Origin of the sequence: Edaphobacter sp. (assembly GCF_035763405.1) — a bacterium.
Lineage (GTDB): Bacteria > Acidobacteriota > Terriglobia > Terriglobales > Acidobacteriaceae > Edaphobacter.
In genome coordinates this window covers 1-11,581 of the sequence record NZ_DASUBE010000100.1, presented here as the reverse complement: position 1 = coordinate 11,581, position 11,581 = coordinate 1, and the positions used below count along the sequence as shown (strand labels likewise).

Annotated in this window: 8 protein-coding genes; 4 read left to right on the top strand and 4 right to left on the bottom strand. The window is 62.0% G+C overall.

Features of this window, described 5'->3' with window-relative positions:
- Positions 1-230 precede the first annotated feature (230 nt).
- Positions 231-1,532, bottom strand: a complete 1,302-nt coding sequence (locus VFU66_RS10290; protein ID WP_326446160.1) for an RDD family protein — start codon at positions 1,530-1,532, stop codon at positions 231-233.
- Between the two features lie 253 nt (positions 1,533-1,785).
- Between VFU66_RS10290 and lptD the strand changes: the two genes are divergently transcribed.
- On the top strand, positions 1,786-4,248 hold the full coding sequence (lptD, locus tag VFU66_RS10285) for an LPS-assembly protein LptD (RefSeq protein ID WP_326446159.1): 2,463 nt from the start codon (positions 1,786-1,788) through the stop codon (positions 4,246-4,248).
- A gap of 74 nt (positions 4,249-4,322) precedes the next feature.
- Positions 4,323-5,492, top strand: coding sequence for a bacteriohopanetetrol glucosamine biosynthesis glycosyltransferase HpnI (gene hpnI / locus VFU66_RS10280; RefSeq protein ID WP_326446158.1), 1,170 nt, complete (start codon positions 4,323-4,325; stop codon positions 5,490-5,492).
- Between the two features lie 223 nt (positions 5,493-5,715).
- Here hpnI and VFU66_RS10275 read toward each other — a convergent pair whose 3' ends face one another.
- Complete coding sequence (locus VFU66_RS10275; protein WP_326446157.1) at positions 5,716-6,879, bottom strand: glycosyltransferase family 87 protein; 1,164 nt, start codon at positions 6,877-6,879, stop codon at positions 5,716-5,718.
- Between the two features lie 56 nt (positions 6,880-6,935).
- Entirely contained in the window at positions 6,936-7,703 is a 768-nt protein-coding gene (locus VFU66_RS10270; protein WP_326446156.1) for a hypothetical protein, read from the bottom strand.
- Positions 7,704-7,722: 19 nt separating this feature from the next.
- Between VFU66_RS10270 and VFU66_RS10265 the strand changes: the two genes are divergently transcribed.
- Together VFU66_RS10265 and ggt are read left to right on the top strand one after the other, a co-directional pair.
- On the top strand, positions 7,723-8,040 hold the full coding sequence (locus tag VFU66_RS10265) for a hypothetical protein (RefSeq protein ID WP_326446155.1): 318 nt from the start codon (positions 7,723-7,725) through the stop codon (positions 8,038-8,040).
- 512 nt (positions 8,041-8,552) lie between these two features.
- Positions 8,553-10,214 carry a gamma-glutamyltransferase gene (ggt, locus tag VFU66_RS10260; RefSeq protein WP_326446154.1) on the top strand — a complete coding sequence of 554 codons (1,662 nt, stop codon included), beginning with the start codon at positions 8,553-8,555 and terminating at the stop codon, positions 10,212-10,214.
- A 390-nt stretch (positions 10,215-10,604) separates the two neighbouring features.
- Here ggt and VFU66_RS10255 read toward each other — a convergent pair whose 3' ends face one another.
- On the bottom strand, positions 10,605-11,363 hold the full coding sequence (locus VFU66_RS10255; RefSeq protein WP_326446153.1) for an SGNH/GDSL hydrolase family protein: 759 nt from the start codon (positions 11,361-11,363) through the stop codon (positions 10,605-10,607).
- Positions 11,364-11,581 lie beyond the last annotated feature (218 nt).

Genomic DNA, 11,581 nt, shown 5'->3' with positions numbered 1-11,581 from the left:
AGAGGGTGCTGAAAAAGTGTCTCGCCGGGAAGAAAGCGTACCTCAGCGGCTAAAGCCGCGTTGATTTTGCAGCGTGAGCGGCACGGCTGAAGCCGTGCCCTTAAGCAAAACTGACTTTTTCAGCACCCTCTAAAGCCCTGCGCTCCCACCAAGGATTTTCCAGGGCTGGAGTTCTGTGTTCCCACCGAGGATTTTCGCAGGGATGGAGTCCTGCGCTCCCACCGAGGGCGTCAGTAGCTGCGCTGGTACATGCGTGAGATGCGGTCGTGCCAGCCGAGGGCGTCTTCGTCGAGGCAGGCCCAGAGGTAGCCGAGGCCGAGCGGGCAGGCGGCGAGGATGGAGGCAAAGATGCGGCGACGCATGGCGGAGCGTGTGGGGTTGTCGTCGGCGAAGGTGCAGAAGGCGATGCGCGCGTAGCGCATGCCGAGCGTGGATTCGGAGAAGGTGAAGAAGAGCGTCTGATAGAGCAGGGTGAAGAGGACGAAGATGCCTGCCGCTCCGATGGCGGCGGCCTGGGGGCTGAGGTGGGTCGCGGGCTGGCCGAGCTTCTGGATGACGACTGACGAGAGGGCGACGAAGGCGAGTTCGGCTGCGAGGACGACGCAGGAATCGACGATGGCCGACATGGCGCGCAGGCCCAGCGGGGCGGTCTGGGGGACGTGCGGGACGGCGTAGGGTGCGGCCTCGGTGGCTTGAAACGGCGCGGCGGCGGGCTGCGCGGCGAGCACGATGGAGGACCACTCGGGGACGGCGCTTTCGATTGCGGGCGCGGAGGAGATCTGGCTGGCTTCGACCTCGAAGATGCGGAGCTGCGCGGCGTCGGGCGTGTGGTCGGCCTCTTCGCGCAGGGGGCCTTCGGCGAGGCGCGGACGGGCTTTGCGCGGGGCGACGAGCTGGCGCGGGAACTCGAGCAGGTTGGCGGGAATGTCGGTGGGCGGCTCGTCGAAGACGGGGGACTGGCGGAAGGCGATCTCTTCGTCGAGGGCGCAGGCCTCGTCTTCATCGAGTGCAGGCTGGGTGTGGACGGGGTGGGCAGCGGCGGCCAGCGGAGCGCGGCTGTGCTCGAAGGCATCATCGAGCCGGATGGTGAGGCCGCTGTGCAGCTCGGCTGCTTCGACTTTGGGCTGCGTTGCGACGGTTGAGGGTGCGTCGGCCTGAGGTTGATCGAGACTCTGATTGAGTTCGAAGAGGAGCTGGTTCTGGGCTTCGGCTACGGCGCGGGCGCTGAGCGCGGCGACTTCGGCGGCGGCTTCGGCCTCGCGGATGGCGCGTTCTGCTTCGGCGGCGAGGAAGGCGCGGTAGCTCTGCGAGTGCTCGTAGCGTTCGGCGACGGCGGCGGCGATGCGCTGGGCGCGGGCTTTGGCAGGTGTGGGCGCGGCGATGGGCGTGACGGTGGAGGCGGAGGCGGCCCGGGTGCGGCGGGCGCGGTGTGCGGCGACGCGCTCGGCTACCTGCTCGCGCAGGACAAAGTGGGCTTCCGGTTCGGCAGAGGGTGCGGGCAGCGGCTCTATTTCGAGTTGTGCAGAGGTCATTGTGTTCAAAGTCCGGGCCGTTCGCGATGAAATCGTTTAGCCTCTATAAGTGGTGCGTTTGACAAGCTCGGAACCGAATGAACAGGGTGTGGGATGGGACGGGTGGCGTCTCAGCTCACAGACCCGGTCATGGGGCCGGAGTACGATGCTCTCGACAGCCATGCGCGTGATGCGCAAGGTTGTTTACCTACTGATAACTATCACGGTACCTGCTCTAAGTCATCCACATCTGGGAGCGCAGGAGTTGACGACTGTGGCACCACCGACGGTGCAGTCGCCGGATGTGCGGGATTCGAGGGAGGCGGTGCGCTATCCGGATGCCCGCGTGCTGCCGCCCACGGCTGGGACCGAGTTGGCGACGCTGGAGTCGAACCGGCAGTCGAAGACGGGAAGCACCTACGCACTGGATGGTGATGTGGTGATTACCTATGGCAGCTATCGGGTGGAGGCCGACCATATTGACTACAACAGTGACACGGGCGAGCTGAACGCGACCGGGCATGTGCGGGTGAGCGGCGGTCCGAACCAGGAGATCATTCGTGCCAGCCGGGGGACGATGAATCTGAGCACGGAGACGGGGCGGTTCTACGATGTGACGGGCTCGGTGGGGGTGAAGGCAGGCGGAGGGCAGAAGCTGACGTATGTGAGCAGCAATCCCTACCTGTTTACCGGGCAGGTGGTGGTGAAGACCGGGCCGCGGGAGTATGAGATTTATTACGGCACGCTGACCTCGTGCGAACTGGCGCACCCGGACTGGCTGCTTTCGGCGGAGCTGTTCAAGGTGGACGGCGAACGGGCGACGGCGAAGAACAGCATCTTTCACCTGATCAACATTCCGCTGCTGTATCTGCCGTATGTGACGCACCCGGTGGATCAGGGCGGACGGCAGAGCGGGTTTATGGTGCCGAATCCGGGCAACTCGTCTACAAAGGGCTTGAGCCTGGGCGAGGAGTACTACTGGGCAATCAACCGCAGCATGGACCTGAGGCTGGGGCTGGACTACTTTTCGCTGCGCGGATGGGCGGAGTCGGGACAGTTTCGCTATCGCGGTACGGGCAACGACTTTGCCACGGCGCGCTACAGCGGTCTGGTGGACCGGGGCATTGTGATTGGCGGGGTGTATGTGAATCAGGGTGGTCAGGATGTGCTGGCGGCGGGGCGGCATGATTTTGATGAGCACACGCGCGTGGCTGGGAACCTGGAATACCTGAGCTCGTATCTGTACCGCGAGGCGTTTACGGAGAACTTCAATCAGGCGGTGTCGAGCGATATTCTCTCGATTGTCTATGGGGTGCATGAGGCGCATGGATTTGCGGAGTCGGCCCGTGCGGACCGGTATCAGGGCTTGAAGCAGGTGGCGGTGGCGGCGACGCCGGAGACGCCCGCGACCCCGGAACGGCAGGTGAAGATCTTTCATGTGCCTTCGGTGGACTTTGACGCGACGGAGCACAGGCTGGGCTCGACGGGGCTGGAGTGGAGCGTGGGCAGCTCGTTTGCGGGACTGTCGCGGGTGCAGCCGAAGTTTGCCTCGGGCGGGTTGACGCAGCGCGTGGACCTGCATCCGGAGATTGCGTATCCGGTGGGCTTTGATGGATGGCATGTGAGGCCGTCGGTGGCGGTGCGGGATACGCTGTACAGCCGCAGTCAGAGAGCCGGGACGACAGGGCCGCCGGTCGAGCTGCCGAACGGCATCAACCGCGCGGATTTTGAGGCGGAGGTCGATCTGCGGCCGCCAGTGGTCGAGCGGGACTTCAGCTCGGGTGTGATCGAGAAGCTGTTCCATCACGATCTGCGGCATACGATCGAGCCGTCGTTGACGTATCGCTACGTTACGGGCGTGGATAATTTTGCGCGCGTGCTGCGGTTTGACGATACGGACATTGTGAGCGACACGAACGAGCTGGAGTATGGCGTGACGCAGCGGCTGTTTTTGAAGCCGTCGAAGAAGGGCGCGTGCACGGGTGGTTCGCATGCGGAGGCGGCTGAGGGTTCGGAGAAGAATGAGGACCAGGGCGAGCAGGCGGACTGGGATTATGGGCCGGCTGCGGCTGTGGGGCCCGGCTCACCGTGCGGGAGCCGCGAGTGGATTACGTGGCGGCTGGCGCAGAAGTACTTTTTCAACGAAAACTTCGGCGGGGCGGTGGAGGTGGGACGGAGGAACATCTTCGACTCGACGCTGAATTTTTCGGGGATTGCGTTTCTGACGGAGCCGAGGGCGATCTCGCCGCTGGTCTCGCGGCTGCGCGTGCGCACGTCGGACCATTTGGATATTCAGTGGGACTTCGATCTGGATACGGGCGCGAAGAAGTTTACGTCGAATAATGTGCTGGTGAATCTGCACGAGGGCAATGTGTTTTCGGGGTTGAGTTATGCGCGGTTGAATGCGCCGGGAAGGTTTTATACGGAGGGCGTCAGCTCGTCGGTGTCGAACTTCAGCCAGTTGCGGCTGCTGCTGGGGTATGGGTCGCCGTACCGGGCGGGCTTCGGCATTGCGGCGAAGGTGGGGTTGGACCTGAATCAGAACTCGGCTCATGCGGGGCTGGTGCAGTATGGCGCGCTGCAGACTTCGTACAACTGGAACTGCTGCGGGTTGAGCGTGGAGTATCGCAAGTATGAGCTGGGCTCGGTGAGGAATGAGAGCGTGGAGCGGTTCAACTTTACGCTGGTGAACATCGGCACGGCGGGGAACCTGCGGCGTGCGGTGAGCCTGTTCTGAGGCGGGGGCCGAGGCGAAACGCAGGTTCGTTTCGGGAATGACAACAAAAAACAGGTAACGGGTAGACTAACGAGATGGCCACAGGAATTGAGGTAATCGCCGCGCTTGTGACTCTGTGCGGCCTGGGCTATCTGGTGTTGGCGCTTTGGGGAGCGCGCGATTTTCATCGTTATTGGCGTCGCTACGGGCAGAGGCCGCGCGGTGAGAGGTTCGCTCCGGATGTGAGCATGTTGAAGCCGGTGAAGGGCGTGGACGCGAGTATGTATGGGGGGCTGGCGAGCCATTGCCGTCAGCAGTATGCGGGGCGGTTCGAGATGATCTTCGGCGTCAGCAGCATGGATGATCCTGCGGTGGCGGAGATTGAGCGGCTGCGCGCGGAGTTTCCCGAGTGCGCGATTCGGCTGGTGGAGTGCAGGGAGCGGCTGGGGACTTCGGGCAAGGTGAGCAATCTGGTGCAGATGCTTCCTGTGGCCAGCTATGAGCACATTCTGATTAATGACAGCGACATTCGCGTTTCGCCGCAGTACCTGACGCGCGTGATGGCGGGATTTGCGGATGCGAGCGTGGGCATGGTGACGGCTCCTTATGTTGGCCGCGCGGCTGAGGGGGCGACGTTGTGGACGCGGCTGGAGGCGCTGGGCATTGCTACGGATTTTTTTCCGGGAGTGCTAGCGGCGCGCAAGCTGGAGCGCGGGATCCGCTTCGGACTGGGGAGCACGCTGGCGATGAGTAAGACGGCGCTGGCGAAGGCTGGAGGGCTGGAGCCGCTGGTGGAGTGTCTGGCGGACGACTACGAGATGGGCGAGCGGATTGCGAAGGCTGGGTATCGCGTCGAGCTTTCCGATGAAGTGGTCGAGACGACGGTCCCGGCGTATAGCTTTCGCGGGTTTTGCGAACACCAGTTGCGCTGGGCACGGACGACGCGCGACTCGCGCCGGTGGGGCTATTTGGGCGTGGGCATCACGTTTGTCATTCCCTGGGCGGTGATGACGTGCGTGGCCAGCGGGCTGGAGCTGTGGAGCTTCTCGCTGCTGAGCCTGGCGCTGCTGGCGCGCGTGGCTGTGGCGCTTTCGGTGGGCGTGGGCGTGCTTGGAGACGGGCAGGTCTTGCGCAACATGTGGCTGGTGCCGCTGAGGGATTTTTTCGGGCTGTTCTTCTGGGCGTGGAGCTATGCGGGCGATACGATTGTGTGGCGCGGGGAGCGGTTTCGGTTGAGGGATGGGCGGCTGAGCCGCGTGGGGTGAGGGGGCTTCTGTGGGGATGTAAGCGGAATGCGGAGATTCTTCCCGTTCGACTTCGCTCAGGGCAGGCTGCTTCGCTCAGAATGACCGTGTGGAACAGGCTGGTGAAGGGTGTACTTTCCCACCCATGCGCGATGAGACTGCGCATGGATGGGGCACCCGAAGAGAGGTGGCTGAACCCGCCTTGGCGACGATGAAGCTGTCGCGAACGTGGGGCACACGGTGTTTATGTTGATGGGTTCCGCGTGAGCGCGTTGCGGGTTGCGTGGAGATACCAGAGCAGCCAGGCCGGTGCTGTCCAGATGAAGTAGAGTGTGGCCATTTCCTGGGTGACAAAGACTTCAATCAGCGCGATGCCCGCGATGATGCCGAAGGGAATGACGGAGCGCCCGCGGTCGTGGAGCGTGTAGAGTCCGGCGAGGATGGCTGGCAGAAGGATGGCTTCGTCGCTGAACCAGGCATAGGGTGCGACCAGTTCGGAGACCAATAGTAGAAGAAGGCCGTGAGAGCGCCAGCTCCAGTCATGGCGGCGGATGAAGAAGTAGCGCGCGGCCCAAAGGCTGGCTGCGAACGCGGGAACGAACTGTAGCCAGAACGCGCTGCGGTTGATGAGCAGGCGGAAGAGAAGGCTGGTCGTCGGAAGCAGCTCGCTGGCGAGGTGTTCACGCTGTGCCATGAAGCGATACTGCTGCCAGCCTGAAGGATCGACGAGATAAGCAAAGAGAAGGATCAGTGCCACGGCAGAGACCGCCGAAGCGAGCATGGGCCACGCCCGCTTCGAGACCATCCATGCCAGGAGTACGATGCCGAACGGGATGAAGATGTGGGGTTTGAGCGTAAGCAAGAGCAGCACAGCGCCCGCGGCGACCGGGTGCGTGGTGTGGAGATACAGGAACAACGTGACGCCCAACAGGATGAAGATGGCAGTCTGGCCGGCGAGCAGGCAGGCGATCGCTGGAGCGAACAGATAGCCCGCCAGATGGAGCCTGTTGCCGGGACGGCCATGCATGATCCAGATGAGCCGGATAGAGAGCATGAGGGCTGCAACGATGGCGAGTGTCCAGAGGATGGCCCCCGTTCTTGCGGGGAGAAAGCCGAGCGGGTAGGCAAGGAAGAAGGCGTTTGGCGGGTTACGCATGAAGAAGGGCCTGCCGCCCTCGAATCCGGCGCTTTTCTCGATGCGCAGAATCGCTGCGGCATCGTAGGGGTTCTGGTGATGGACGAGTTGCTGGCCGGCTGACCAGTAGCTGATGAAGTCGCGCTGGGCGGCGCTCTGCGCGCTCATGAAGAAGACGATGAAGCAGACGCCCAGCGCAAGGATCAGGATAGCGGCCGCGGTCCGGAGATAGCTGGCCGCATCTTTGCGCTGGGTTGCAACACCGGGAACCATGCCACCTTTTGTATGCGATTCGCCAGCTTTTGTCAGCTTGTTTCGAGTCCGGTGCTTCAGCCGCGGCGACGGTAGCGGATGGAGAACTCGTATCCGGGATTGGGTGGGAAGAGGCGTGCGGCGAGGCGGAGGCGTTCGGCCAGCGCCTGCGGTGCGAGCAGGGGGTACTCGCGCTCGCGCAGCTCGGAGTAGTCGAAGTCGACGGCGAGCGAGAGTAGATAGATGGCGACGGCGTCGGAGAAGGAGGCTTCGAGATAGCTGGATTTGGCCTTCTCGTCGATGATGGGCTTGCCGCCGGTGTTGGCGGCGAGGGCGAGGTTGCGGCTCTCCCAGGCGTCGAGACTGGTTTCGCCGCGCACGTCGGCGAGGACCTGACCCCAGACGAGCTGGTCGAAGTCGGCAGGGACGCCAGCCACATCAACGAAGGCGTGGCCTACGTTGATGAAGAACTCGAAGGCGAGAGCGAAGCGGTCGCCGAGCAGGCGCGTGGAGATGAAGACGCCGTCGAGCCCGTCGAGCGGCACGTTGCGGTGACAGATTGCCTGGTCGCTGAATTCAGGCGTGTAGGCTGTGGCGATCATGGTGGGTTCGCCTCGGCTTTCGCTGAGCGCGAGCGGGACGAAGTAGTAGAGCTTGCGGGTGAGCGCCGCGGCGATGGCGGCGGGAACGGCCTGAACCATGCGGTCGAGGTCCTGGTCGGCGATGCCTGTGTCGCCAAAGATGGCGTATGGAATGCCGTTGGCGGCCTTGCGCAGGGCCGCTTCGCGCGCTACGTGTGTCGCCTGAACAAGGCTGCCTGGAGTGTTCTGAACGTCTTCTGCCATAAAGCAGTATTCTACTGATATGACCAAAGGTTCACAGGGCAGGGCGGAAACGACTCCGCATACGTTTGGCGAAGGGTATCTGTTTGGTGTGCCGGTGTACGGGTTTGGATGGTTTGCAAGCCTGGTGGTGGGGCTGGCGGCGGGGTTCGCGGCGTTCTTCGCGGCGACGTTTGTGGCTATCTTCGGCCTTCTGATCTATAACCCGGTCGCGCATCGTGCGATCGACTTCAACGTGACCTACCTGTATGTGGGGCTGCCGGTTGGGCTGGCCGTGATGGCGTTCGCGCTGGTGTATATGGGGCGGCTGTGGGTGAAGGGTCTGATGCGGCGCGGGTGAATCAGGCGCGGAACAAGTGTGTTCGGCTGCGTGTGAGTCCAAGGCCCGGGGCTAAAGCCTCCTTGATTTTGCTGGGATTCTCGCAGGGCTAAAGCGGTTTGGGTCTCGTTGTGACAGGTGAGACGGAGACCCGAAGTTTGTAACCACTTGAACGAAAAATGCGCTAAGGATGGTCTGATTAAGTATCAGAGGGCCATGGAATGAATCGGCGCAGAAAAGAAATACAGGGATTCTTCGCTGCGCTCAGAATGACGGGTCTAAAATCGGTGACTTAATCAGCGCACCCTGAAGCTCTGCGCTCCCGCCAGAATGCGTAGGCGGCGAGTTTTTCGCGGACCGTTATGGCAGGCGATGTATCATCGCTGCACCCACTTAAGCGGAGGCGATTTGTGTCTGTCTTGAACCTGCGAAGCAGGAACCTGTCCTGTGCTTTGAACCTGCTCGTTGCAGCATCTCTTGTTGTTGCTCCTCTTTCGGCCCAGACAAGACTTGAATCAAAATCTGAAACGCCGGTGCGCGCGCGACATGCGATGGTGGTCACGATTCACCATGATGCGACGGATGCGGGCGTCGGGATTCTGAAGCAGGGCGGCAATGCGGTGGATGCGGCGGTGGCGGTGGCGTTTACGCTGGCAGTGGTATATCCGCAAGCGGGCAACATCGGCGGCGGAGGCTTTATGCTCATCCGCACGCATGATGGCAAGACGCATTTTCTTGACTACCGCGAAGAGGCTCCGGCGGCTGCTTCGACCAATATGTATCTGGATGCGGAGGGCAACGTGGTTCCGGGGCTCTCGACGGTTGGGTACAAGTCGAGCGGTGTGCCGGGGACAGTTGCGGGGCTTGTGTATGCGCAGAGCCACTTCGGCAAGCTGACGCTTGCGGAAGACATGGCTCCGGCCATCCGGCTGGCGACTGACGGCTTTGTGTTGACGAAGGAAGAGGCCGCAAATCTGCACGCGCACAACCTCAGCAAGTTTGCGGTCTCGGCGCATATCTTTCAGCGCGACGGCGACTTCTACAAAGCGGGCGACACCTTCAGGCAGCCTGAGCTGGCCGAGACGCTGCGCCGCATCGCTGCCAACCCGGAGGATTTTTACAAAGGGGCGATGGCCGAGCAGATTGCCGCGTTCGAGAAGGCCAACGGCGGTTTGATTACGGCTGCCGATCTGGCGGCGTATCAGGTGAAGGACCGCGCGCCGATTGTGGGGAACTATCGCGGATACCAGGTTATTACGGCGCCGCCGCCTTCTTCGGGCGGGTTGGTACTGGTCGAGATACTGAACATTCTTTCGGGCTACAACCTGCACCGCGTTGGGCACGACCGCTCGGCAGCGCAGGTGCACCTGATCACTGAAGCCTTTCGCCGCGCGTATATGGACCGCGCCGACTATCTGGGTGATCCGGACTTCACGCCGCAGCCCATTGCGCAGATGACGAGCCCGCGCTATGCGGCAGCGTGGCGCAAGACGATCAGCCTGACGAAGCCTACGCCCAGCGCGGACCTTGTGCGGCCGGTGGGATTTATGCCGCCGCCGCCGAAGCCCGGGCAGCAGGTGCATGAGTCGATGCAGACGACGCATTTTTCGATTGTCGATTCGGAAGGGAATGCCGTCGCCAACACGTTCACGTTGAACAATACGTTTGGCTCGGGCGTTACGGTGGACGGGCTCGGCTTTCTGCTGAACGATGAGATGGACGACTTCGCTTCGAAGCAGGGCGTGCCGAATATGTACGGGCTGATTCAGGGGCCGGCCAACTCGATTGCTCCATATAAGCGGCCGCTTTCGGCGATGACGCCGACGATTGTGACGCGCAATGGCAGGCTGAGGTATGTGATGGGTTCGCCGGGCGGCTCGACGATTATTACGACGGTGGCGAACGACATCATCAGCGTCATCGACAACCACTTGAACATTCAGCAGGCTGCGGACGCACCGCGCTTCCATCATCAATATCTGCCGGACCGGCTTGATGTGGAGAAGAAGTTTCCGCGCAGTGTGGCTGCGCAGTTGAGAGCGATGGGCTACACGGTCTATCGCCATGCGGTGGCCGATGAGCACAACCCAGGCACGTGGGGAGACAGTGAGTTGATTGCGGTGGACCCGAGGACGCATATGCTGCTCGGCGGGCATGATAACCGGAGAGATTACGGCAAGGCCGAAGGGTATTAGGGAAGCTCTGATTAAGTATCGGAGGGCCGCGGAAGGAATCGGCGCAGAAAAGAAATACGGGGATTCTTCCCATTCGGCTTCGCTCAGAATGGCGGGCCGACAATCGGAGACTTAATCAGCGGCTCCCTGAGGGCGTATGCAGCCCGACGCGGATCGATGCGAGACGCAGATTCCCTTCGGGAATGACAACCAAGAAAAGCAAGAACAAGAGCAAGAACGAGACGCAGATCCCCTTCGGGAATGACAACAAGAAAAGCAAATGCAAAAACGAGACGCAGATTCCCTTCAGGAAGGACAGCAAAAAGCGGGGACGGCTTTGGGGATGAGGAGGTCGCCGGGACTACACCTCCAGGAAAGCTGCTATAGCTGCGTAGCCAACGACGGTGGAATCTACTGCAATGTCTTTTTGATTGCCGCTTCGGCGAGGGGGGCCATGATGGCGTAGCCGGCGGTGTTGGGGTGCACGCCGTCTTTGCTGATGCCGGGTTTCATGCCTCCGTCGTCGGCGGCCATCGCGGTGTAGTAGTCGAGATAGGTGATCGAATGGTTCACGCAATAGCCTTTGAGCCAGTCGTTGAGCTGGCGGATCTTTGGTGCGGGGTCGAGGCCCTTGTGCCAGGGGAAGTCGCGCGACGGGAGGACCGAGGCGAAGATGACGCGGATGCCGTTGGCGCGGGCCATGTCGGCCATTGATTTCCAGTTGTCCTCGGTCATCTCGGGTGTCATGGGGCCGGTGTTGCCGGCGACGTCGTTGGTGCCGGCGAGGATGACGACGGCTGCGGGATGCAGGTCGATGACATCCTGGCGGAAGCGGACGACCATCTGCTCGGTGGTCTGGCCGCTGATGCCGCGGTTGACGTAGGGCTTGCCGGGAAAGAACTCGCCTGTGTCGGGCAGGCGGCCCCAGGCGTCGGTGATGGAGTCGCCGAAGAAGACGACGCGGCGCTCGCCTTCGGGGACGGGGCCCAGCTCGCGGTTGGCTTCGCGGTAGCGCGCGAGTTGCGGCCAGTCGTTGAGCTTTTTCTGCATAGCCGCGATCTCTTTGGCTGTGTCGGCGGATGGAGTGGTTGCCGGTGCGGGTGTTTGGGCAAGCGTTGTTGCCGGGCCGATCAGCAGTATCGCCAGAAGCGCGCATACGAAGCTCTTCATCTTGTCTCGATTCCTCCTTGAAGTAGTTCTCCGATTCTACAAGTGGGAAGTGCGCGGGGACGATGGTATAACGACCCGGGGCTAAAGAGGGTGCTGAAAAAGTCATTGGCGAAGAGAAAGGCGTACCTCAGCGGCTAAAGCCGCGTTGATTTTGCAGCGTTAGCGGCACGGCTGAAGCCGTGCCCTTAAGCAAAACTGACTTTTTCAGCACCCTCTAA